Origin of the sequence: Chryseobacterium taklimakanense, from assembly GCF_900187185.1 — a bacterium.
Lineage (GTDB): Bacteria > Bacteroidota > Bacteroidia > Flavobacteriales > Weeksellaceae > Planobacterium > Planobacterium taklimakanense.
Window position 1 is genome coordinate 1,373,662 of record NZ_LT906465.1, and the last position, 22,223, is coordinate 1,395,884.

Sequence of the window (22,223 nt, forward strand, 5' to 3'; positions counted from 1 at the left end):
TCTTAACTTTGCAGACTTTTATAATTAAATGGGAAAAAACAAATTAGCGCGTTTCGCGGAAAACAAAATATTACCGAATGTTTATCAGCCAACCAGAGAAGAAGCTCTGGAAGGTTCTGAACTGAAAGGAAAGTGGCACAGTGAAGTTTTTAAAAATGAAAATCCGATCGTGCTGGAACTGGGCTGCGGAAAGGGTGAATATACGGTTGGACTGGCGAAAGCGTTTCCACAAAAAAATTTTATTGGTATTGACATCAAAGGTGCAAGATTTTGGTTTGGTGCCAAAGAAGCGGTTGAAAACAATCTGAAAAACGCCGCTTTCCTGCGTACGCAAATTGAACTGGTTGATTACTTCTTTGCTGAAAATGAAGTAGATGAAATCTGGATCACGTTCCCGGATCCACAGATTAAATACCGCCGGACAAAGCACCGCCTTACACATCCTGATTTCCTGGCGCGTTACCAAAGAATACTGAAGCCCGGCGGCATCATCCACCTGAAAACAGATTCGGAATTTCTTCACGGTTACACTTTAGGCTACCTTCAGGGAGCCGGACACGAAATTATTACTGCCCACCACGACATTTACGGAGCCCTGGAGTACGAACCGGGAACGCCGCTCCTGCGGGAAGTCCGTACCTATTATGAAGAACTTTTTTCCGCAAAAGGCAAGACGATTACTTATATTAAATTTAGACTTAAATAAAAAAAATCCTGCAGAAAATGGACTGCCCCCAAAAAGTTAGACACTTTTTAGGGGCATTTTTTATGGGGAAAAGTAAATATTCAGCAGACTTTAAATTAAAAGCTATAAAGAGATATCACAAAGGTGACATTGGAACAGACGATTTAGGAAAACGCATTGGAGTTTGTGGTTCATTGGTTCGTAAATGGATAAAATTTTATGAACTTTATGGAGTTTCAGGACTTGTTCGGCTTTCCAATAGGCATTACACAAAAGATTTTAAATTAAAGATTTTATCAGTAATTGAGAAAGAGAATTTAAGTTTAAAAGAAGCGTCGAGAAGGTTTAATATTCCTGCGGAGTCCAGTATTCTTAGTTGGCAGCGTAATTACAAAAAAAATGGTATTTTAGGTTTAGAAAACAGACCCAGGGGAAGACCTAAAACCATGAGTAATTACAAGCGAAAAAAAAAGAAAACAGGCAAACCCTTAACAAGGGAGGAAGAACTGTTGGAGAGGATTTATTATTTAGAAGCCGAGAACGCCATTTTAAAAAAGTTAGACGCCTTAATTCAGGAAAGGAAAAATCCAAAGCCATCGAAGAGTTAAGGCAGGACTTTGATTTAGCAGTACTGCTGGATTGTACATCGATGGCAAGAAGCAGTTTTTATTACTATCAAAAACGCTTTCAAATGAAAGATAAATATGCGGAAATAAAAGAAATGATTAAGCAGATTTATCATCGTCACAAAGGAAGGTTGGGCTATAGAAGAATTACTTTGCTTTTGAAAGAAAAAGGAATTTTGATTAATCACAAAACTGTTTTACGACTTATGAAAATATTAGGTTTAAAGAGTATTATCCGAGTGAAGAAATATAAATCTTACAAGGGAGAGCAAGGGAAAATTGCGCCCAATGTTCTACAGAGGAATTTCAAATCGGACGCTCCTAATCAGAAATGGGCAACCGATGTTACAGAGTTTAATGTATCGGGTAATAAACTTTACCTATCTCCAATCATCGATCTATTTAATGGTGAAATTGTCAGTTTTGACCTATCTGAAAGACCTGTGTTCAGCCAAATCATCAGGATGCTAAAGAAATCATTCAGAAAAGTAAAATCTACACAAAACATCATTCTACATTCTGATCAAGGTTGGCAGTATCAAATGAAACATTACCAAAACTTGTTAAAAGAAAAAGGCATTATTCAAAGTATGTCCAGAAAAGGAAACTGTTTGGACAATGCGGTGATAGAGAACTTTTTTGGAACAATAAAATCAGAAATGTTTTATACCAGAAAGTTTGGTTCCATTCAGGAACTTAAGATGGAAATAGTGAAGTACATTCACTATTACAACAATGATAGAATAAGACTCAATCTCAAAGGAAAGAGTCCGGTACAGTACCGAACTCTTTCCTTTGAGAATATTGTTTAATTTTGTCTAAACTTTTGGGTGCAGTCTAAAAACAGCAGGATTCTTCATTTTAAAATTTTAAGCAAAAGCCTGCTCGAAATCTGCAATGATATCGTCGATATGCTCTATTCCGACACTCACCCGGATTTGTCCCGGTTGGATTCCCGCAGCCGATCTTTCCTCGTCGCTTAACTGTTCATGCGTAGTTGAAGCCGGATTTATGACCAAAGTCTTCACATCGCCCACATTTGCTACATGGCTTGCCAGTTTTAGTTTGTCAATAAATTTGATGGCTTCTTCTTTTCCGCCTTTAATTTCAAAATTCAAGACGCCTCCAAAACCGTTTTTAAAATATTTTTTTGCGGTTTCATGTCCGGGAAAACTTTCAAGTCCGGGGTAAAGGACGCGTTCCACATTTTCATTCTGCTCAAGATATTCTGCGAGTTTATGGGCATTTTCCACAGTTCTTTCGAGTCTCAGGGACAGCGTTTCTAAGCCCTGAATTAATAAAAATGAATTGAAAGGTGCAATCGAGGAACCAAAATCACGCAAACCTTCTACCCTCGCCTTGATGATGAAAGCAATGTTCCCAAACGGGCTTCCCACGCCAAAAACATCAGTAAATTTCATTCCGTGGTAAGATTCGTTTGGTTCAGAAAGGCTTGGGAATTTTCCGTTGCTCCAGTCGAAATTTCCGCCGTCAACAATCACACCGCCGAGACTGCTTCCGTGGCCGCCAATCCACTTTGTAGCTGATTCTACCACGATATTTGCGCCGTGTTTTAATGGAGGAAAGAGATAGCCGCCTGCACCGAATGTATTATCCACGATCAGGGGAATATTGTGTTTTTTAGCCACCTCAGCGATTTTCTCAAAATCCGGAACATTCAGTGTTGGGTTACCGATGGTTTCCAGGTAAAGAGCCTTGGTATTTTCATCGATCAGTGTTTCGAAATTTTCAGGCTCATTATCTTTTGAAAAACGGGCTTCAATGCCCAGCCTTTTTAAACTTACTTTAAACTGGTTGAAGCTTCCGCCATACAGATACGGCGAACTCACAAAATTGTCGCCCTGTTGCAGAATGTTGGTAAGCGCGATAAACTGTGCCGCGTGGCCGGAAGAAACCGCCAAAGCCGCAACGCCGCCGTGAAGCGCCGCAATACGCTTCTCGAAAACATCGGTGGTTGGGTTCATCAGCCTGGTATAGATATTTCCGAATTCTTTCAGCCCGAAAAGATTGGCGGCATGTTCCGCACTGTTGAAGGTGTAGGATGTGGTTTGGTAAACCGGAACGGCGCGGGAATTGGTGTCTTTGTCTACGTCGTGGCCGGCGTGAACCTGCAGGGTTTCAAATCTGTAATTGCTCATTTCTTTATTGTTTTAAAAATTAAAAATTAAAAGGGAGCAACTTATCAGAAGCCTGCCGGAAACAAAAAACTCCTCCGGCAAGCCGGAAGAGTTCTATAGAATAAAAAATCCTTACAAACTGACTTTCGACTTATTTTTCCCGCCTTTGTCGGGTTGAAATTGGCACCTTACCGCACTGGGCAGGTTGCCAAGGTTTCGTAGGGTCAAGTCCCTCCACCTTTCTGAATAAGCTGCGCTGAAACTTGCGTTTCAACAATGCAAATATAGGGATGATTTTGGATTTTGCAAATTTTTATGCGAATTAAACGCGGCCCGGCTTGAACGGAGCTCTTTTTATGAAACGAAGTGGAATAAAAAAGCGGGAGTGGAAGACGGAAAAAGCCGCCCAAATTGACGACTTTTAGAGATATTTTAATTTTATGGATTATTTGGTATTCTACCACCTGGAGGCGGAGTAGGATTGCCATTATTAAGCTCTGCACTGTTCGCTGGTCGCAAAGGATCGGTTGGATGATAAATACTTTCATCTTCTCTGCTTGTACAGCCTATGATCGTAAGGGCAAGCAGCACTAATTGGAAAAAGTTTTTTGTTTTCATATGAAAAAGTTTTGCTTGTTTCAAATGTATAAAAAATTTATTTAAATCACAATATTAATTTTTGTTAACATTAATGCCTGTTATTGTGCACTGTAGCGCGGCAAAAAATCGGGAGCGATTCAAAGGCTCAATACTGGCTAATAACGTAAAACAAATAAAAAAACCGGCTCTGATAGTGAGAACCGGTTTTATTGTATTGAAATCTTAAAAAATTAAGCTTCTGTATCGAAATCAGCATCTGCTTCTGCAGTTACTTTTTCGCCTTCTTCTTTAGATTTTTCTTTGTCTGCTTTTCTTTGAGAAAGTCCTTCCTTGATGGAATCTGATACTACAGAAAGAATCATATCGATTGATTTGGAAGCATCATCGTTTCCTGGAATGACGTAATCTACTTTTCTTGGGTCCGAGTTGGTGTCTACGATAGCGAAAACCGGGATACCCAATTTTTTAGCTTCAGTAACTGCGATATGTTCGCTCAAGATGTCCACTACAAAAAGTGCAGAAGGAAGTCTCACCATGTCAGCGATAGATCCAAGGTTTTTCTCCAGATTTGCTCTTTGTCTGTCAACCTGAAGTCTTTCTTTTTTGGATAAAGTTTCGAATGTCCCGTCTTTTTTCATTTTGTCGATCGCATTCATTTTCTTTACCGCTTTTCTGATGGTTACGAAGTTGGTAAGCATACCACCCGGCCATCTTTCAGTAATATAAGGCATGTTAAGTTCTGCAGCGTGTTTTGCTACAACTTCCTTAGCCTGCTTTTTAGTAGCTACGAAAAGAACTTTTTTGCCTGCAGAAGTAATTTTTTCCAAAGCGTTGCAAGCTTCGTCCAGTTTTACTGCTGTTTTATGTAAGTCGATAATGTGAATACCGTTTTTCTCCATAAAAATGTATGGAGCCATATTTGGGTTCCACTTTCTGGTCATGTGACCGAAGTGTACACCTGCCTCTAAAAGGTCTTTAACATTTGCTTTAGCCATGTCTCTTTTTTGTTTTTAGTTTACGTTCCGCTTTTTTGCAATCAACTCGTCGATAGATGGGAGAAGAGTTTGGATGCTAAACTAAACGGGGCATTTTTTGATTAGATAATAGAACCAAGAGCCAAGAACCAAGATTTCTGAAAGTGTAGAATCCCGCGTCTGGCATCTCGAATCTTTCGAATTAACGTTTAGAGAACTGGAATCTCTTTCTTGCTTTCTTCTGACCTGGTTTCTTTCTTTCCACCATTCTTGCGTCTCTCGTTAGCAAACCGTGTGGTTTAAGTGCTGATCTGAATTCTGCATTGATTTCGCAAAGTGCTCTGGAAACTCCCAGTCTGATTGCTTCTGCCTGTCCAGTATTACCGCCACCGAATACGTTTACGGTAACATCGTACTGCCCTGCAGTTTCTGTCAAAATGAAAGGCTGGTTTAATTTGTAAACCATAACATCTGTAGAGAAGTACTCTTTCGCATCTTTACCGTTTACGGTGAAGTTACCAGAACCTGGCTTCACGTAAACTCTTGCTACTGAAGTTTTTCTTCTTCCAATTTTATGAACTGTAGACATATTAATTATTTAAATTCGTTAACATTAATAGTTTTTGGCTGTTGAGCTTCGTGCTTGTGCTCAGTACCTTCATACAGATAAAGGTTCTTAAGGATAGCAGCACCCAGTCTGTTCTTCGGAAGCATACCTTTTACGGATTTTTCCAAAACTTTCATAGGATCTTTTTTCAATAGCTCTTCAGCAGTCTGCGACTTTTGCCCGCCAGGATATCCTGTATGCCAGATGTAAGTCTTGTCAGCCCACTTGTTTCCTGAAAGAGTAATCTTTCCAGCATTCAAAACGATTACATTATCGCCACAGTCAACATGTGGTGTAAAGTTCGTCTTGTGCTTACCTCTCAAAATCTTCGCAACCGTGGAAGCCAGTCTTCCCAATGGTTGTCCTTCAGCGTCTACCACAACCCATTCTTTATTAGCGGTAGCTTTGTTAGCTGAAACGGTTTTGTAACTTAATGTATTCACACTTTTTCGTTTACGGTTAAACATAATTTTCCCAATAAGGGTGTGCAAAGGTATGGTTTTTTTTCGGAATGAAAAAATTTCTGCAGAGATAAAGCAGAAATATTCTGGAATTCAAATTATTGACTGAAATGAGCGAAACTTTTAACCTTAATAAAAAATTACACTGAGATTTACGAAGAGGTATGAATTTTCAGGTTACGCTTATTTTCTTAATGATTTACTCGCCCTGAAACTCGCAATCATATAGTAAGCCACAAAAACAGTAGAAAACTTAATGATGGAAGGCACCGCCGTTTCAAAATTGAACAGCAGCAATCCTAAAACAACAACTACAGCAATCCCAATAAAAGAAATCCCCAGTTTTCTGGAAAGCGCCCACTCCGGGTGATCCACAAAATACGCCATTGCCCATCCCAGACCAAATGCTAATCCGTTGTACAGATCAATTTGCCACCCCTGGCTACCCAATATATAATGGTTGAGTAAGAAGCTGATTAATGTTCCGGCAAATAAATAGAGAATACCTCGCTGCATGGCCTGTAATTTTTGCAAAGATAAAGTAAACGATTTGTATATTTGGAAAACACTCTTATTATGTATTGCAGAATATTTGTTTTCCTTTTACTGTTGCTGTCTTTGGTTTCCTGCGAAACACTTATTGAAAATATAGCAAATAATATCGAATATGACAATTACACATCGCCATATGCGGGTACTTACATCGGCACTTATTCCGGACAGGATTCCGGAACTTTAAAAATCACAGTGGACTCCAAAGACATCGTTACGGCCACCCGATACTCTACGGTCTTTAAAATGGAAGAAAACTTATACGGTGGCATGATTGGCCCCGCACTTCATCAGGTCAGTTCCAGGGAAAGTGGCTTTACAGTTACAGGCTCATTCATTTCCCAGACCCGAACGTTCACCGGGAACTGGAGCCAAAACGGAATTTCAGGAACCTGGAGCGTCACAAAACAGTGATTCTCACACATTTTTCCCTTATTCACGGCAGCATCACGGGTATTTGACAGGTACTTCATAAATTCTTATCTTTGAGAAATTTCAAAAATTTCCCCAAATTTTCTATGGAAACCTCCAAATACGAACCCAAAAACAAAGTAAGAATCGTTACCGCCGCATCACTTTTCGACGGGCACGATGCCGCGATAAATATCATGCGCCGTGTCATCCAGGGAACAGGATGCGAAGTCATTCACCTCGGGCACGACAAATCTGCGGAAGAAGTGGTAAATACCGCAATTCAGGAAGATGCGAATGCTATTGCGCTAACGTCATATCAGGGCGGCCACAACGAATATTTTAAATACATTTATGACCTTTTGCGTGAAAAAGGTGCGCCACAGATCAAAATTTTTGGCGGCGGCGGCGGTGTTATTTTGCCGGAAGAAATTAAAGACCTGATGGAATACGGCATCGACCGCATTTATTCTCCCGACGACGGACGTGAGCTTGGTTTGCAGGGCATGATCGATGATTTGGTTCAAAAATCTGACTTTGCAACTGGCGCTGGCGTAACGGTTGAAGATTTGGACAAAATTTCTTTTGAGGATTCAAAATCTATTGCGCAGGTCATTTCTGCGGTTGAAAATTTTTCTGATGAAAAAGAAGATTTAGTAAAAGCGATTGATGATAAAGCCAAAGATTCAAAAATTCCAATAATCGGAATTACCGGAACCGGAGGTGCCGGAAAATCATCTTTAACCGACGAAATTGTCCGCAGATTCTTACGAGCAAATCCGGATAAAAAAATTGCGATTATCTCTGTCGATCCTTCGAAAAAGAAAACTGGCGGCGCGTTGCTGGGAGACAGAATCCGGATGAATTCCATCAACGACAGTCGTGTGTATATGCGCTCTATGGCGACGCGCGAGAATAATGTTTCCGTTTCGCCCTATATTCACTCTGCACTAAACGTTTTGAAACTCGCCAAACCGGATGTGATTATTTTGGAAACTTCGGGAATTGGACAAAGCGGTTCAGAAATTACCGACATCGCCGATGTTTCGATGTATGTGATGACGCCGGAATACGGTGCATCCACACAGCTGGAAAAAATCGACATGCTGGATTATGCGGATTTGATTGCTTTAAATAAATCTGACAAACGCGGTGCTTTGGATGCGCTTCAGGCCGTGAAAAAACAATATCAGAGAAACCATCAGTATTTCGACCAAAATCTGGACGAGATGCCGGTTTTCTCCACAAAAGCCAGCCAGTTCAACGATTGGGGAACGACGGAATTGTACAATTCTTTAATTCAAAAAGTTAATGACACCCTGCGAGAAGCCCAGGGCGACCGCGCTGTGAAGTTTAATGAATATGAAGAACAAAATGTTTCCGATGACACCACCGTGATTCCGCCAAAACGCGTGCGTTATCTTTCTGAAATTGTGGAAAATAACAGAGCCTACGACCAAACCTCGGAGGAACAGGCGAAAATCGCGCAGAAACTGTATATGCTCGACGGTGCTAAAAATTTTACCGCCAATAATTCTGCGGCCGCCGAAGAACTGGAAAAACTCTTCATTAAAACCAAAAAAGATTTAACCGACGAAAATACCGCATTCCTTCACGGGTGGCATCAGTTTAAGGAGGAAATGAAGCAGGAAACATATTCCTATTTCGTACGTGGAAAGGAAATTAAAGTAAGCACCACTTCAGAATCGCTGTCCGGACTGAAAATTCCAAAAATTGCTTTGCCGAAATTCCAGGATTGGGGCGACCTCATCCGCTGGAAAAGTCAGGAAAATGTGCCTGGAGAATTTCCCTATACCGCCGGAATTTACCCTTTCAAACGAACCGGAGAAGATCCTACCAGAATGTTTGCCGGCGAAGGCGGTCCTGAAAGAACCAACAGAAGATTTCACTACGTTTCTGCGGAAATGCCTGCGAAAAGATTGTCCACCGCGTTTGATTCGGTAACACTTTACGGCCAGGATCCTGCGCTTCCGCCGGATATTTACGGAAAAATAGGTAACGCCGGAGTTTCCATTGCAACTTTGGACGATGCCAAAAAACTCTATTCCGGTTTTGATTTGATTAATGCTTTGACATCTGTTTCAATGACGATTAACGGACCGGCGCCGATGATTCTGGCATTTTTTATGAATGCCGCCATCGATCAGAACTGTGAAAAATACATCGAGGAAAATAATCTTTGGGATAAAGTTGAGGCCAGATTAACAGCAAAATTCGACGATAAAGGTTTAAAAAGACCTTCCTATAACGGTGAATTGCCGCCTTCCAACAACGGTTTGGGTTTAAAATTGTTGGGAATTACCGGTGATGAAGTTTTGGACGCGGAAGTTTACAATAAAATTAAGGCTGAAACCATCGCCACCGTTCGTGGAACCGTTCAGGCCGATATTTTGAAGGAAGACCAGGCACAAAACACCTGTATTTTCTCCACGGAATTTGCGTTGAGATTAATGGGCGACGTTCAGGAATATTTCATCAAAGAAAAAGTGAGAAATTTCTACTCCGTTTCCATTTCCGGGTATCACATTGCAGAAGCCGGCGCCAATCCGATTTCTCAGTTGGCGTTCACATTGGCAAACGGTTTCACTTATGTGGAATATTATTTGTCGAGAGGAATGGATATCAATGCGTTTGCACCGAACCTTTCCTTCTTTTTCTCCAACGGCGTCGATCCCGAATATGCGGTGATTGGCCGCGTTGCCAGAAGAATCTGGGCCAAAGCGATGAAGTACAAATATGGCGCTGATGAACGTTCCCAGATGCTGAAATACCACATCCAAACTTCCGGAAGATCCCTTCACGCGCAGGAAATTGATTTTAACGACATCAGAACGACGCTTCAGGCACTTTATGCCATTTATGACAACTGCAACTCCCTTCATACCAACGCTTACGACGAGGCGATTACGACGCCAACCGAGGAATCCGTGCGAAGAGCAATGGCGATTCAGCTGATCATCAACAAAGAACTTGGTTTGGCGAAAAACGAAAATCCGCTGCAGGGTTCTTTCATCATAGAGGAACTGACGGATTTGGTGGAAGAAGCCGTTTATGCTGAATTTGACAGAATTACGGAACGAGGTGGTGTTTTAGGCGCGATGGAAACAATGTATCAGCGGTCGAAAATCCAGGAAGAAAGTATGCACTATGAATGGCTGAAACATACCGGCGAGTACCCGATTATCGGCGTGAATACTTTCCTTGGAAAAGACGGTTCACCGACGGTGCTTCCGGGCGAAGTAATCCGCTCCACCGAAGAAGAAAAGCAGCTGCAGATTCACAATCTGGAGAATTTCCAAAAGGCTCACGCCGACAAATCCGCGGAAATGCTTGCCGAACTTCAAAAAGCCGCCATCAATCAGCAAAATCTATTCGAAGTGATGATGGAAGCCGGAAAACACTGTTCACTCGGTCAGATTACCAATGCGCTGTTTGAAGTGGGCGGCAAGTACAGGAGGAATATGTAGCAAGCTTGTAGAGCCGAGAGCCGAGAGGAAAGAATAAAATGCAGCGAATAAGACAGAATCTCCCAAGTGTCGGGGGATTTTGTTTTAAGGGGAATCATAAACTAGCCCTGATGTTCTATGTTAATCTGCAAATTTTTCAGGTTGAAATTTTTAATTTATTTTGAAAATCCTGTTGAAAAGGTGTTTTGTTTTTTACTACGCTGAAGCATATTCGTAGAAGTTTGTTGCATACGGCAATCAGAGCCAGTTTTTTTGCCTTGCCCTTCTCAAGCAGCCGTAAGTAGAGCTCTTTACATTTTTGGTTGTGCTTTATCGCCGTCCAGGAACAGACATAGAGAATACTTCGGATATAAGTTTTTGAAGTTCGGCATTTTCCTGGTGAATAAGATTTCTTTCCCGATTGGTAAATTCTTGGAGCCAGACCAAAATACTTTACCAGAGATTTTGAAGAATGAAAATTTTTAAATCCTGAGGTGGCAGTCATTAATTGGAGTGACGTCTTTTCGCCAATTCCCGATACAGACTGCAGCAGGTTTTTAGTTTCTGTAAATTCCTCATCCTGCAACTGCGGCAATCTGGCCTCAACTTCCTTGATTTCTTTCTCCAGTTGCTTTAAACGTTTTTCATAATGTTTCTCTGTTGAAGGATTAACAACGGAATGGAATCTTAAGGCTTTTAGCTTTACCGCGTAACGACGCTTTTCTTCTTCCAGATCATTAAGAAGCTTTATTTCCTGATCCAGATATTCAATATCCTGAGTTTTTGGAATATAAAATTCCGGACGGAACATCTCTCCGTAATTCCTGATCAGTTTTGCATCCTCCGCATCGGTTTTCGTGATGATGTTTTTCATCCTTGCAAAATGTTTCACAGACATACAGTTGATCAGACTGCTTTCAAATCCTTTTCCTATAGAGAGGTGAAGCAGGCGGCTGCTGTAGTTTCCGGTTGCCTCAATCACAAAACAATAATCGCTTGGAGAGATTTTAGACAGAAACGACAAAATGCTGCGCTCATTATTTGGCAAATTCAAAACCTGTTCTCCTTTTTCATCGTCCAGGAAACTAAGCGTTAAAAATTTGGACCCAACGTCCACACCAATTACTTTTTTCAATAAATTTGACATCAATTCTTTTTTTTGGAAAGAACGTTTTCTTCTGATCCATCATGGTAAAAGTTCTTACCAACAATGTTCTATCCGGATTTGGAAGAAAACAACAGCAGGGGGATAAAATCAGGGGCGATATCTTAAGTATCAACGCAGCGTCTGCCTTACTCCTGCTGTTTTTCTTTCTAGTTAATATTATCAACTAATTTACTTCATTAATTATTCTAGTGCAAACTTACCATTGCAACGGAAATCCTTTTGCTTTTCTTCCATATAAGGAAAAGCAAAAGATTGCAGTGGAAAGCAGGTTCCCGGCTCCTAAAAAAATTAATTCATATACGTTTTGCAGGCTTCGGCGCACTCACGACAGGCTTTGGCGCATTCCGCACAATGATCCATGTGATGCGCGTGCTTTTCGCACTCGGTGGCGCATTCTTCGCAAATGCGTATGCACACCAATAGCAGATCTTTCATATTTGGGTAATTCATTGACAGTACCTGGGTGACTGTAGAGCACATTTCAGCGCACACGCGGTCGGTACGGATGCAGTTTACCATCATTTTCACATCGTCTTCATCGAGACAGGCGTCAGCGCAGTAGTTACAGGCGTTGATGCACTTTCCAAGCGCGTGGATCAGATTTTCGTTTTTCATTTTAAAATATTTTATAGGTTGAGGTGTCTTAATGCTTCGCGAATGCCGTTTAGGAAATCAGAAAAGCGCTCGGGGGACGTTCTGTGCGCAAAACCAGGAATAAACTGGTTGGTTTTTAGGATTTCTTCCGTTGAAAGTCCGGCAAGCATTTTACCTTTAACAAAATCGTTCGCGGCTTCGAGGAACTGTTTCATCTCACGGAGGTTTTCTTTGGTCCCGACGGTGTTTTCAGGTTTATCGGCGTGTCCGAATATAAATAATGTGTCGTCGTCGAACTTTGCAATAGCACGGTCCAACGCTTTAATCCAACCGTAGGAATTTGCGCCGTCTTTGGTTCTGTAAACAGGTATCATATTGATGAACATCAGATCGCCCATATGAACGACATTGTCTTTTTCGAAGTAATATACCGCATCGCCGAAAGTATGTCCCGCTCCAAGACGAATTCCTGTCACTTTTTCGTTTCCTAGATCGAATTTATATTCGTTTTCAAATAAAATATTGGCGTAGAGTTGCTGGTCTAAATTTTTCTTTTCTTCGGCCGCTTTTCGCTGTAATTCAGGAACGCTGGTGTGTGCGACGACGTTTTTTGTTAAATTTTTGAAAGAAATATTTCCTGAAGTATGATCACCATGATGATGCGTGTTCGCGAGATACAAAACCGGCTTGTTCTTCGAAGAAATTCCGTCCAAAACCGGTTGAATGGAGTCCGGAAACTGAGAATCCACGATCACAAAACCATCTTTTATTTCGAAAATTCCAACGGTTCCGCCTTTGTTGGTGTAACGCGAGATATTTCCTCTTACATTTTTTAAATCACCACCGGAAAGCGTCATTGGTGGGAAAAGCATTCTTTGAGAAACGCAGGACATGAAATTAGGAGCAAGGGCGAGTCCGAAAGTTGCCATTCCCGTTTTGAAAAGAAAATCTTTGCGGTTCATTTCAGAAAATTTTCATCTAATTTACAGAGAAAAACCTCGCTGCAGTTCTTACTTTTCATTATTTTTATCAAAACTTTAATGATGCCGAAAAATTTTGAACTCTCCTTCCTTCTTATCTTATTATTCAATATTTCCTGTAAATCCGAAGCTGAAAAAATAAAAGAACGTAATGCTGTTGTGGATTCTACAGTAACGGCTTTCCAAAAATTATATTATCAAAATCAACTGGATTCGGTTTTTACAAGCACACAATTTAACGGAACGATTTCGGTGGAACAGAATAGTGAAAAAATTTATGAAAAGGAAAATGGTTTTGAGAATTTTAAAACAAAATCTAAACTTGACAGCAATTCTGTTTTTGCAATCGCATCGGTGAGCAAGCAGTTTACCGCGGTTTTGATCCTCCTTCAGCAGGAAGCGGGAAAACTGAATGTGAACGATAAAGTTTCGAAATATTTAGCCGATTTTCAGAAACCAAATTTTGAAAAAGTGACCATTCACCAACTGCTGAACCACACATCCGGACTGAATGATTTCGGGGAAAATCTGCAGTTTGAAAGCGGAAGCGATTACAGCTATTCCAACAAAGGGTATAATTATCTGGGTGAAATTGTGGCGAAAGTTTCCGGAAAATCCTTCGATCAGAACGTAAAGGGACTTTTTCAGAAAGCCGGCATGAAGCATTCTTCCACCGCAGGATTGTTTCAGGGGACAGATTTGGCAGGTGCCAACATTGGCACGCTGGAGAATGCCCAAAAAGTAGAAAACATGCCCAAACGTTTGGCAGAAAAATCAATTGGGACGGCTGCCGGCGGAATTTTATCTACCATCAACGATCTGCACCGCTGGAATGCTGCACTGTACAGCGGAAAAATACTGGAACCTGAAAACTTAGCCGCCTTTAAGAAAAATTATGTGACTCGTGAACATTATGTTCTGGGCAATGTGGGCTACGGCTACGGCATCATGTCGAACATAGGGAAGCCTGAGGCGTATTTCCACACCGGTTATGTGAAGGGCGCGCCGTCGCTTCTGATTTATTATCCGGGGACCAATACGTCAGTGGTTATTTTATCCAATTTTGCCAATGAAAGCAGAGGCAAAGAATCTATTTTTGTTCCGCACCGCCGGGTGAAAGATATTACGGATGCGGTGGAAAGTACGGTGGTGGAACTGCGAAAAGAAATGATAAGATAATAAGTGATGCAAGTGGTGCAGGTTGCAATGGGTGCAATTCTTAGTTCGACGGTTTAAGGTATTGTAAAAAAGGCTTTACTTTTTGGATTTTCTGTAAATAAATTTTTTGAGAAAAAATCGCCAGGAAACTTGCAAAAATTAAAATAAACACAAAAATAAAACCCAGAATTAAATTTTTTGAATCAGGCGCTACAAAGAACATTGGGAACTGTTCCGCAACGATGAAACCTTCCGCAAAGAACCTAAGGTAGAAATAAGCACCACCAAAGAAAAGTATGGTATATTCCTGTACAGAAACCAAAATATAATTATTGTACTTTCTAAATAAATTGAAATTTTTTCGGTGTACTAAGTAATTTACTATTGGGATAAAAATCATTGGGAAAACCAGGATCACAAAAATAAACTTAAAATAAGTAAAGGCTATTATTTGTGATAAGACAAAAAGTAGGAAAATAATCGGTAATGTATAGCAAACACTCTTTTTTGTGAGGCTCCAAAAATTATTTCGGTTAATGTTCCTTAAAAGTTTGCTCCTGTCCTGCAAATCCAGTTCACCGTTCCAATAAGGTTTCAGTTCATTTTGCCAGGAGTTCTTCGTCTTTGTTAAAGCATCATCGAAAGACAAATTTTCTTCCTTTTGCAAATCATTAATCTGCGACACAAAATGATCCTGAACTTCTAACAGAATATCAATGGGAAGTTTTTTTTCTAAGAGATAGTTGCGGATTTGGGTGAGTTGAAGTTCGGTCATCGGCAGCTAATAAATTACATTCAGTAATAAAAGAAAGAATTCTCTAAAGTTTCAAATTTGTTTTTTGTTGTAAGACTTTAATAGTTTTTCTGTATTCCAAATAATACAGAAAGCCGTTGATGGCTAAAAGAAAATATCCAAAAAGCATTAAAAAAGCAAAAAAACCTTCAAATGAAATATTAAAAGAAAGCATTTCAGAAAACCCTACATAAAGTCTTTCGAACCAGTTTTCATAACTTGTTAGAAGAAAAGCCAGAATTACAAAAATTGAAGTTGTCATCATCCCAACACCTTTTTGTAAGTAACTGATTCTTTTTTGATTGTAAAAATTATAAGTGGATTTTATTGTTTTAAAATCAAAAAATGTGATCGCGATTCCTGCTAATAGCGCTGAACAGTTAAGTAAAAGTATAAAATATTCTGCCCAAGTTTTATTAACAAAAAGCAAAGCGATGGATACTGCAAATGGAATTACAAAATACTTCAGTGATCGTAAGAATAAATTTTTCTGCGTTTGGTTAATGGTTTGGCGATGTATTTTCGTTCTTTTTTCACCTGCCCAGAAAACAGATTTCATTTCAAGTTCACTACTCCATTCTGCAAATGTTTGATCAAATGCACTATCAAAATTTTTATTGCCGAAATGCATTTTATAATCAATCTGTTCAGACATATGGTCTTCAATTTCCACAAACAGATCAAGAGGCAAATTCCGGCCCTTTAATCTGTTAATCAGTCTTTGTCTTTGTTCCCATGTCATCATATATTGAAAATGGAATTAAGGTTTAAAATATAACTTTTCATTTCCGCCTCTTTCGTTTTCTGCTGCTTTTTTCCCTTTTCAGTGAGCAGATAGTACTTTCTGTCGCGCCCGTTAACGTTTTGAATTTCGGAGAAAATAATTCCGTCGGATTCCAGCTTGTGCAGAATCGGATACAACGCTCCTTCCGTCATTTCCAGTTCACCTTTTGTGAGTTCTTTGGCGCGCTGCGTGAGCTGGTAGCCGTACATCTTAACTTCCGAAGCGAGCAGTTTCAGAATAATATTTTGAAGTGTGCCTTTGTAAAGCGCATTTTTTTTCATACCTAAATTACTTATGCATTACAAATGTATACATAATTTTCTTATGTATTCAATATTTAAGAAAAAAAAATTTAGTGACAGATTTCGAAACACAACAGTTATTTTTGCACTAATGGAAACCGAAAAAATCATCCTTGGAATTGACCCCGGCACAACTGTAATGGGTTACGGACTTATTTCTATTAAAAAAGGAAAGATGGAATTGGTTTCCATCCACGAACTAATTCTTAAAAAATATCCCAATCACGAGACCAAACTCAAATATATTTTTGATAAGACTTTAGCTCTGATTGATGAGTTTCATCCCGATGAAGTCGCCCTGGAAGCTCCATTCTACGGGAAAAATGTACAAAGTATGTTGAAACTGGGGCGTGCGCAGGGTGTGGCCATGGCTGCATCACTTCACCGAAACATTCCAATTACCGAATATTCACCGAAAAAAGTAAAAATGGCCATCACCGGAAACGGAAATGCCAGCAAAGAACAGGTCGCCGGAATGCTGCAGAATCTTCTTAACTTAAGGGAGTTTCCCACGAAATATTTAGATGCGTCCGATGGTTTGGCGGTGGCGGTGTGCCATTATTTTAATTCCGGAAATGCGGTTTCGGAAAAATCTTATTCCGGGTGGGAAAGCTTTTTGAAACAAAATCCGGACCGGTTAAAAAAATAATAACACTTTGATTTACAGATTAAAAAATTGTAAAGTAATTACAACCATTTTACTTGGTAAAACCTAATACTATCTGTAACATTGTTGCGTTTATTAAGACGAATAGTAGACAGAAAACAGAGTAAAGAAGAACACTCAAAAAAAACTGCGAAAAGATGAAATCGAAAAAAATTAATCCTATAAATCCAGTCAATCATAAAATGAACTGGTTTCAGCAATTCCTGATGGTTTGTTCCGGTTCCAACATCCATATTTTAAGAAAAACACCCAGTGAATGGAACAAGTTTGCCGGAATTGGCGGCATCGTGCTTTTCACGGCGGTATTTGCGACGCTTTCGGCGGGTTACGCCATGTACACGGTGTTCGAGGATCTTTGGATTTCAGTAGGATTCGGAGTTTTGTGGGGACTGATGATTTTTAACCTCGACCGGTACATTGTTTCCTCCATCAAAAAAACCGGCACGGTATGGAACCAGATTCTGATGGCAATTCCCAGGCTTATTTTGGCCACTTTTCTTGGAATCATTATTTCTAAACCCTTGGAACTCAAAATTTTCGAAAAGGAAGTCAATAAACAGCTGAATACGATTATTCAAAGAAATAAAACCCAGCTGCAGGCTGAAATGAACAACAGGATTATGCAGCAAAGCGGACCTTTTGAAACTGAAAAAAAGCAGATTAATGCGAAAATTCTCGAATACCAAAAAGCCTACGATTCGGCAAGTGTGGAACTGGAGAAGGAAATTTTAGGTAAGCCATCGGGCCTTACTTCGGGAAAAGTGGGTTTCGGTTCCAACGCGAAAAGAAAATCTGAATTAAAAGAACAGCGCCGCCTCGACCTGGAAAATTACCAGAAACAGATGCAGCCGCGCCTGCAATACCTCGTCAAAGAAATCTCAAAAGTGTACACCAATATCGAAACAGAACGCAACAAAACCGAAACTTTCGAGGACAAATTCAACGGTTTTGCCGCTCGCCTTCAGGCTTTGGACGAACTGGGGAAAAACTCCGCAATTATGGCAACTGCCGCGATGTTCATCATGGGATTATTTATCGCCCTGGAAATTTCTCCGGTTTTGGTAAAACTGATTTCCACCGTTGGACCTTACGACCATCTCCTCGAAAAAACCGAAAATGATTTCCGCCTTTATTCGAAGGAAAAAATTGAGAAAGGCAATGCCGCGACCGATTGGCGGATTGAGGACTTTAAGGACCAGCTCCGAAAAACCAACGACAGCGGTGATGGATTTTCACAATAACTGAAAAAACCCGGTCGCTACAGTTCTTTCCTCAGGTATCAGGCGCAAAAAACTTACTGATTTTCAGTCAGCGTCATCGTTGAGCTGTCATCAAAAGTTTTGGTTGCGGAATATCTCGCGTTGCAGAGATTGGCTCCCAAGGAATAAGTCCCTTTTTCAACCACAATAAAATTTTTGCTGTGTCTGTAAATCGGGAGGTTATAAAATTTTTCGCCGGCAAACCTGACGATAATATTACAGTTGGAATTATTATTAATAATGAGGGAAACCCTCCTGTCATCAGGATTTTCATTCAGCAGAACATCTAATGATTCTGCTGCCGTTTGGTGCTTATGGATGGAATCCTGCTTCATCAGCATTTCGAATTCCTGTTTCTCCATTTGTTCAGCAGTTTGTTTTGCCGGCACTCTGGAAATTACAGGATTGGTCTGACACGAAAAAATCAGAACAAGACTAAGAAAAGAAAGTATTTTTTTCATCATTAAATAAAAAACTTTGTCAAAGATTTTGATCTCTGACAAAGTTGGGAAATATTTTTTTATGAAATTTTAAAGAGAATAGTTCGGCGCCTCCTGGGTGATAATTACATCATGCGGATGCGATTCTTTCAGTCCGGAGCCGGTAATCATTACCATTTTTGCGTCATTCTGAAGGGCTGTAATGTCTTTCGCACCGCAGTAACCCATACCTGCACGGATGCCGCCGGTTAACTGGAATACCACATCCTCCAGCCTTCCTTTATGCGGAACTCGGCCTTCTATACCTTCCGGAACAAATTTTTTGGCTTCACTTTGGAAATATCTTTCTTTTCCTCCGCGCTTCATCGCTGCCAAACTGCCCATTCCCTGATAAGATTTGAATTTTCTACCCTGAAAAATGATTTCTTCGCCCGGCGCTTCATCGGTTCCTGCAAGAAGTGAACCAAGCATCACAGCTCCTGCCCCACTGGCAATGGCTTTCACGATGTCTCCGGAAAGTTTAATCCCACCATCAGCGATTACAGCGACATTTTTCGTTTTAGCATATTCAAAAACATTATAAATTGCGGAAAGCTGCGGTACACCAACACCGGCTACCACTCTGGTCGTACAGATGGAGCCTGGCCCTACGCCGACTTTGAGCACATTTGCACCCGCTTCAATCAAATCTTTTGCAGCATCTGCAGTTACAATATTGCCGCCAACGATATCCAAATCCGGAAACGCGGTTCTGATTTCTTTTACTTTTTCCAACACACCCTTGGAATGTCCGTGAGCTGAATCTACAGCGATAATGTCAACCCCGGCCTCCACTAGAGCAGTAACTCTTTCAATAGTGTCATCGCCCACGCCAACACCCGCACCAACGATCAGCCTGCCGTGGGCGTCTTTGTTTGCGAAAGGATATTCGAGTTGATTATCAATATCCTTAATCGTAATCAGGCCTACAAGTTTAAAACTGTCGTCAACGATCGGAAGTTTTTCAACACGGTTCTCCAGCAGGATTTTCTTGGCATCTTCCAGCGTTGTATGTTTTCCGGAAGTCACCAGATTTTCCCTGGTCATCAGATCTTCAACCTTCATGTCAAGGTTTTCATGATATTTTACATCCCGGTTGGTGATAATTCCGATTAAAACATTATCTGCATCAACGACGGGAAGTCCGGAAATCTTGAAAGCCGACATTAAGTCTTTCGCTTCACCCAAGGTATGGTCTTTTGAAAGGGTAACCGGATCCGCAATCATGCCGTTTTCAGAGCGTTTTACTTTATTCACCTGTGCGGCCTGTTCGGCAACCGGCATATTCTTGTGAATGAAACCCAAACCGCCTACTCTGGCTAATGCAATTGCCATTTCTGCTTCGGTCACGGTATCCATGGCCGCAGAAACTATTGGAACATTAAGGGTAATTTTATCTGAAAGTCTGGATTTTAGGGAAACCTGATTCGGTAGAACTTCTGAGTAAGAAGGGATTAGAAGCACGTCATCGAAGGTGATGGCTGTCTCTACGATTTTGTTGTGAATAGACATCTTTACTTTCTTTGCAAAATTAAAGGATTTATTTTAAATCTGAAAATTTTGTTTTTGTGTTAATGAAATTTAATTTTTTCCAAAGTAAATTTTCGCAACGTATGCACGATTTCATGTTGAATAATTGCCTGTCGCCAATAAAAACCGCCCCGAAAGACAAGGGCGGTCCAGAAAAACAAAGAATTTAATTTAATGGGAAACAAACTTTTTTGAACCTCCCTTTTCAGTATAATTGATGATTCCCGAGATATCTTCCGGAGAAAATTTTCCACTAATATCCACATAAACAATCTCGTTCCCGGCTTTTACCGTAATAAGCAGTTTTCTGATCACGTCTCCATTTTGCTTTGCCTGGAAGTTGATGGTTTCGCTGTCTTTTTTCACGGTCATCCAGTCCTGAAAGTTATTTTTAGCAAGATAACTTGAAAAATCTGCAAGCATATTCTGTTCACCATTCTGAATGGTTAAAACCTTCACATCACTGATTTTTTTAATGAGCGCAAGCAGAACTTCGCTGTTTTCCTCTTCCATTACTGCCTTTTTGATAAAAGGCTTCGCAATCCACATCGGAACGTTCACGCTGGTAAATTTCGCATCTTTATAATCATAGTACGGATTGTCGAAAAACGCCATATTAGGATGCTTAGACACAACACAAGACTGCAAACACAAAAGCAAAGTCGCAACAGGAATAATTATGAAATTTCTCAAGGTTACTGATTTTTTAGAATGATTTCACGGTGGCTCCGCTTGAAAGCGCTGTATTGCGCCGAACAGTCGCATGGTCCCTGTACCGTACCGTCGCTCCCGATTTGCCTGAAACCGTCAGATTTCCGCTGACATTCACTTTAAGATCTGCTGCAGATGAAGCGCTGACCGTAGAATTTTTTGAAATCAGATCCTGTGCATTCACACTGGAAGCACTGGAAACCTGGAAAGAAGTTTCGTCAATTGCACCAGCCAAATTCGCATTTGATCCACTGGTTGCACTCATTTCCAGAGTTTTAGCATTCATATTCAGTTTTGCGTTGGAACCGGATGTGGTGGAAAGCTCCACTTTTCCTTTCGTGTTGAGTTCGGCACTGATGTGCGAACCGGAGGACACCGCAATTTGGAAAAAACTGCTGTTTACTGTATTTTCAGTGGTAAAGCTTGCTCCTGAACTCACCGCAATTTTGCTAAGTTCCGGCGCCGTAATTTTCACCTGGATCATCTTGAAATTGAGGTTTTTACCCTTCGGCGCATCGGCATAAACATTCAGAATATCACCCTGAAGTTCGGTTTTTATATATTCCATTTTATCACTGTCGGTGATGACTTTTACGCTTTGATTATTGCCCTGCGTAAAGCTCAGTTTAATTCCGGACGAAACCTTAATTCCACTGAATCTCCCAACATTCCTTTGTTCTTCGGTAACTGCAGATGAACTGCTGCCTGTGGCTGTAGAATTTTTTGGTGCCGTTCTGGTTGGTGTCTGCGTTTCGTTGGCCAGTTTATTTACATCATCCATCGAAATTTTACCGTCAAGCATCATCAGCACCTGGTTTCCTTCGGAGTTTACGCTCAGCAAGAGATTATCCAAAACCCCGTTTGCCGCGTCTGCTGCCAAGAATTTTACTTTTGCGTCCTTGCTGTTTACCGTCATTAGCTCGTCATAATTGAGGTTTTTTAATGAACTTGAAATGTCCTTTTGCAGCGAATTGAAATTCAGCATTGCTTTAGAAACATTCTTGTTTATGGAGTCGGATTCAGGTTTTTCAATCACCAAAATCCTTAACCCCTGAATCTTGTCGAGCACCGGTTTTATATTGTCGAGTTCTGCATCTTTAATGTCTAGTTTGCTCAGCATGCTGAACATGGGTTTTGCAATCTTGATGCTGGTGACGCCTTCGGTTTCCTGATATTTGTCAAACAGGCTGTAAAGTTTCTCTCTCTGGGCTGATACCTTGGTTAACCAGCTGAAAGTAAGGGCGAGGATTATAAATATTTTTTTCATTGTAATTAGC

23 protein-coding genes and 1 riboswitch are annotated in these 22,223 nt (G+C 40.6%); of the genes, 7 read left to right on the forward strand and 16 right to left on the reverse strand.

Annotated elements, in window-relative coordinates:
- The first annotated feature begins 28 nt into the window (after positions 1 to 28).
- Both trmB and CKV81_RS06535 read left to right on the forward strand, forming a co-directional pair.
- The gene (gene trmB, locus CKV81_RS06530; RefSeq protein WP_095071640.1) at positions 29 to 706 is read left to right on the forward strand and encodes a tRNA (guanosine(46)-N7)-methyltransferase TrmB; all 678 of its coding nucleotides are present in this window, start codon (positions 29 to 31) and stop codon (positions 704 to 706) included.
- Positions 707 to 768: 62 nt separating this feature from the next.
- A protein-coding gene (locus CKV81_RS06535) for an IS3 family transposase (protein WP_095071642.1) occupies positions 769 to 2,123 on the forward strand; the annotation gives its coding sequence in 2 pieces (ribosomal slippage) (positions 769 to 1,243 and positions 1,243 to 2,123; 1,356 coding nt in all).
- A 57-nt stretch (positions 2,124 to 2,180) separates the two neighbouring features.
- Here CKV81_RS06535 and CKV81_RS06540 read toward each other — a convergent pair.
- The 6 genes from CKV81_RS06540 to CKV81_RS06565 all read right to left on the reverse strand — a co-directional run bounded on the left by CKV81_RS06540 (position 2,181) and on the right by CKV81_RS06565 (position 6,607).
- The gene (locus CKV81_RS06540; RefSeq protein ID WP_095071644.1) at positions 2,181 to 3,470 is read right to left on the reverse strand and encodes an O-acetylhomoserine aminocarboxypropyltransferase/cysteine synthase family protein; all 1,290 of its coding nucleotides are present in this window, start codon (positions 3,468 to 3,470) and stop codon (positions 2,181 to 2,183) included.
- Between the two features lie 127 nt (positions 3,471 to 3,597).
- Positions 3,598 to 3,702: riboswitch (SAM riboswitch) on the reverse strand.
- 185 nt (positions 3,703 to 3,887) lie between these two features.
- Positions 3,888 to 4,067: a hypothetical protein gene (locus CKV81_RS06545; RefSeq protein WP_095071646.1), complete on the reverse strand. Its 180-nt coding sequence runs from the start codon at positions 4,065 to 4,067 to the stop codon at positions 3,888 to 3,890.
- Positions 4,068 to 4,279: 212 nt separating this feature from the next.
- Positions 4,280 to 5,044, reverse strand: a complete 765-nt coding sequence (gene rpsB / locus CKV81_RS06550; RefSeq protein ID WP_095071648.1) for a 30S ribosomal protein S2 — start codon at positions 5,042 to 5,044, stop codon at positions 4,280 to 4,282.
- 181 nt (positions 5,045 to 5,225) lie between these two features.
- Positions 5,226 to 5,612 (reverse strand): 30S ribosomal protein S9, encoded by a 387-nt coding sequence (gene rpsI, locus CKV81_RS06555; protein WP_095071650.1) that lies wholly within the window; start codon positions 5,610 to 5,612, stop codon positions 5,226 to 5,228.
- 5 nt (positions 5,613 to 5,617) lie between these two features.
- Positions 5,618 to 6,073, reverse strand: coding sequence for a 50S ribosomal protein L13 (gene rplM, locus CKV81_RS06560; protein WP_095074320.1), 456 nt, complete (start codon positions 6,071 to 6,073; stop codon positions 5,618 to 5,620).
- A 201-nt stretch (positions 6,074 to 6,274) separates the two neighbouring features.
- Positions 6,275 to 6,607: a hypothetical protein gene (locus CKV81_RS06565; RefSeq protein ID WP_095071652.1), complete on the reverse strand. Its 333-nt coding sequence runs from the start codon at positions 6,605 to 6,607 to the stop codon at positions 6,275 to 6,277.
- Positions 6,608 to 6,667: 60 nt separating this feature from the next.
- On the opposite strand from CKV81_RS06565, the gene CKV81_RS06570 reads away from it, so the two are divergent.
- Together CKV81_RS06570 and CKV81_RS06575 are read left to right on the forward strand one after the other, a co-directional pair.
- On the forward strand, positions 6,668 to 7,057 hold the full coding sequence (locus CKV81_RS06570) for a hypothetical protein (protein WP_095071654.1): 390 nt from the start codon (positions 6,668 to 6,670) through the stop codon (positions 7,055 to 7,057).
- Between the two features lie 104 nt (positions 7,058 to 7,161).
- Entirely contained in the window at positions 7,162 to 10,542 is a 3,381-nt protein-coding gene (locus CKV81_RS06575) for a methylmalonyl-CoA mutase family protein (protein ID WP_095074322.1), read from the forward strand.
- Positions 10,543 to 10,678: 136 nt separating this feature from the next.
- Here CKV81_RS06575 and CKV81_RS06580 read toward each other — a convergent pair whose 3' ends face one another.
- From CKV81_RS06580 to CKV81_RS06590, 3 genes are all read right to left on the reverse strand, one after another.
- Complete coding sequence (locus CKV81_RS06580; protein ID WP_095071656.1) at positions 10,679 to 11,668, reverse strand: IS110 family RNA-guided transposase; 990 nt, start codon at positions 11,666 to 11,668, stop codon at positions 10,679 to 10,681.
- Between the two features lie 309 nt (positions 11,669 to 11,977).
- A complete protein-coding gene (locus CKV81_RS06585; RefSeq protein WP_095071658.1) occupies positions 11,978 to 12,304 on the reverse strand; it encodes a four-helix bundle copper-binding protein in 327 nt (108 codons plus the stop codon).
- Positions 12,305 to 12,315: 11 nt separating this feature from the next.
- Complete coding sequence (locus CKV81_RS06590) at positions 12,316 to 13,245, reverse strand: MBL fold metallo-hydrolase (RefSeq protein ID WP_095071660.1); 930 nt, start codon at positions 13,243 to 13,245, stop codon at positions 12,316 to 12,318.
- Positions 13,246 to 13,323: 78 nt separating this feature from the next.
- Here CKV81_RS06590 and CKV81_RS06595 point away from each other — a divergent pair, with 78 nt between their 5' ends.
- Complete coding sequence (locus CKV81_RS06595; protein ID WP_258453811.1) at positions 13,324 to 14,442, forward strand: serine hydrolase domain-containing protein; 1,119 nt, start codon at positions 13,324 to 13,326, stop codon at positions 14,440 to 14,442.
- A 40-nt stretch (positions 14,443 to 14,482) separates the two neighbouring features.
- On the opposite strand, the gene CKV81_RS06600 is transcribed toward CKV81_RS06595, so the two are convergent.
- The 3 genes from CKV81_RS06600 to CKV81_RS06610 form a co-directional block, all read right to left on the reverse strand.
- Complete coding sequence (locus CKV81_RS06600; protein ID WP_095071662.1) at positions 14,483 to 15,196, reverse strand: hypothetical protein; 714 nt, start codon at positions 15,194 to 15,196, stop codon at positions 14,483 to 14,485.
- Between the two features lie 43 nt (positions 15,197 to 15,239).
- Positions 15,240 to 15,887: a hypothetical protein gene (locus tag CKV81_RS06605; RefSeq protein ID WP_169842771.1), complete on the reverse strand. Its 648-nt coding sequence runs from the start codon at positions 15,885 to 15,887 to the stop codon at positions 15,240 to 15,242.
- 68 nt (positions 15,888 to 15,955) lie between these two features.
- The gene (locus tag CKV81_RS06610; protein WP_095071667.1) at positions 15,956 to 16,279 is read right to left on the reverse strand and encodes a PadR family transcriptional regulator; all 324 of its coding nucleotides are present in this window, start codon (positions 16,277 to 16,279) and stop codon (positions 15,956 to 15,958) included.
- A gap of 112 nt (positions 16,280 to 16,391) precedes the next feature.
- On the opposite strand from CKV81_RS06610, the gene ruvC reads away from it, so the two are divergent.
- Together ruvC and CKV81_RS06620 are read left to right on the forward strand one after the other, a co-directional pair.
- Positions 16,392 to 16,949: a crossover junction endodeoxyribonuclease RuvC gene (gene ruvC / locus CKV81_RS06615; RefSeq protein WP_095071669.1), complete on the forward strand. Its 558-nt coding sequence runs from the start codon at positions 16,392 to 16,394 to the stop codon at positions 16,947 to 16,949.
- A 155-nt stretch (positions 16,950 to 17,104) separates the two neighbouring features.
- Positions 17,105 to 18,208, forward strand: coding sequence for a DUF4407 domain-containing protein (locus CKV81_RS06620; protein ID WP_095071672.1), 1,104 nt, complete (start codon positions 17,105 to 17,107; stop codon positions 18,206 to 18,208).
- A gap of 53 nt (positions 18,209 to 18,261) precedes the next feature.
- Here CKV81_RS06620 and CKV81_RS06625 read toward each other — a convergent pair whose 3' ends face one another.
- The 4 genes from CKV81_RS06625 to CKV81_RS06640 form a co-directional block, all read right to left on the reverse strand.
- On the reverse strand, positions 18,262 to 18,690 hold the full coding sequence (locus CKV81_RS06625) for a DUF6759 domain-containing protein (protein ID WP_157727385.1): 429 nt from the start codon (positions 18,688 to 18,690) through the stop codon (positions 18,262 to 18,264).
- Between the two features lie 66 nt (positions 18,691 to 18,756).
- A complete protein-coding gene (guaB, locus tag CKV81_RS06630) occupies positions 18,757 to 20,217 on the reverse strand; it encodes an IMP dehydrogenase (protein ID WP_095071676.1) in 1,461 nt (486 codons plus the stop codon).
- 189 nt (positions 20,218 to 20,406) lie between these two features.
- Positions 20,407 to 20,928 carry a DUF4252 domain-containing protein gene (locus CKV81_RS06635; protein ID WP_095071678.1) on the reverse strand — a complete coding sequence of 174 codons (522 nt, stop codon included), beginning with the start codon at positions 20,926 to 20,928 and terminating at the stop codon, positions 20,407 to 20,409.
- Between the two features lie 13 nt (positions 20,929 to 20,941).
- Positions 20,942 to 22,213 (reverse strand): DUF4252 domain-containing protein, encoded by a 1,272-nt coding sequence (locus tag CKV81_RS06640; protein WP_095071680.1) that lies wholly within the window; start codon positions 22,211 to 22,213, stop codon positions 20,942 to 20,944.
- Positions 22,214 to 22,223: the final 10 nt, after the last annotated feature.

Bases quoted from the DNA above. Each gene is read 5' to 3' on its own strand.
- trmB (WP_095071640.1), top strand. From the start codon at position 29: ATGGGAAAAAACAAATTAGCGCGTTTCGCGGAAAACAAAATATTACCG.
- CKV81_RS06540 (WP_095071644.1), bottom strand. From the start codon at position 3,470: ATGAGCAATTACAGATTTGAAACCCTGCAGGTTCACGCCGGCCACGAC.
- CKV81_RS06545 (WP_095071646.1), bottom strand. From the start codon at position 4,067: ATGAAAACAAAAAACTTTTTCCAATTAGTGCTGCTTGCCCTTACGATC.
- rpsB (WP_095071648.1), bottom strand. From the start codon at position 5,044: ATGGCTAAAGCAAATGTTAAAGACCTTTTAGAGGCAGGTGTACACTTC.
- rpsI (WP_095071650.1), bottom strand. From the start codon at position 5,612: ATGTCTACAGTTCATAAAATTGGAAGAAGAAAAACTTCAGTAGCAAGA.
- CKV81_RS06565 (WP_095071652.1), bottom strand. From the start codon at position 6,607: ATGCAGCGAGGTATTCTCTATTTATTTGCCGGAACATTAATCAGCTTC.
- CKV81_RS06570 (WP_095071654.1), top strand. From the start codon at position 6,668: ATGTATTGCAGAATATTTGTTTTCCTTTTACTGTTGCTGTCTTTGGTT.
- CKV81_RS06575 (WP_095074322.1), top strand. From the start codon at position 7,162: ATGGAAACCTCCAAATACGAACCCAAAAACAAAGTAAGAATCGTTACC.
- CKV81_RS06580 (WP_095071656.1), bottom strand. From the start codon at position 11,668: ATGTCAAATTTATTGAAAAAAGTAATTGGTGTGGACGTTGGGTCCAAA.
- CKV81_RS06585 (WP_095071658.1), bottom strand. From the start codon at position 12,304: ATGAAAAACGAAAATCTGATCCACGCGCTTGGAAAGTGCATCAACGCC.
- CKV81_RS06590 (WP_095071660.1), bottom strand. From the start codon at position 13,245: ATGAACCGCAAAGATTTTCTTTTCAAAACGGGAATGGCAACTTTCGGA.
- CKV81_RS06595 (WP_258453811.1), top strand. From the start codon at position 13,324: ATGATGCCGAAAAATTTTGAACTCTCCTTCCTTCTTATCTTATTATTC.
- CKV81_RS06600 (WP_095071662.1), bottom strand. From the start codon at position 15,196: ATGACCGAACTTCAACTCACCCAAATCCGCAACTATCTCTTAGAAAAA.
- CKV81_RS06610 (WP_095071667.1), bottom strand. From the start codon at position 16,279: ATGAAAAAAAATGCGCTTTACAAAGGCACACTTCAAAATATTATTCTG.
- ruvC (WP_095071669.1), top strand. From the start codon at position 16,392: ATGGAAACCGAAAAAATCATCCTTGGAATTGACCCCGGCACAACTGTA.
- CKV81_RS06620 (WP_095071672.1), top strand. From the start codon at position 17,105: ATGAAATCGAAAAAAATTAATCCTATAAATCCAGTCAATCATAAAATG.
- CKV81_RS06625 (WP_157727385.1), bottom strand. From the start codon at position 18,690: ATGATGAAAAAAATACTTTCTTTTCTTAGTCTTGTTCTGATTTTTTCG.
- guaB (WP_095071676.1), bottom strand. From the start codon at position 20,217: ATGTCTATTCACAACAAAATCGTAGAGACAGCCATCACCTTCGATGAC.
- CKV81_RS06640 (WP_095071680.1), bottom strand. From the start codon at position 22,213: ATGAAAAAAATATTTATAATCCTCGCCCTTACTTTCAGCTGGTTAACC.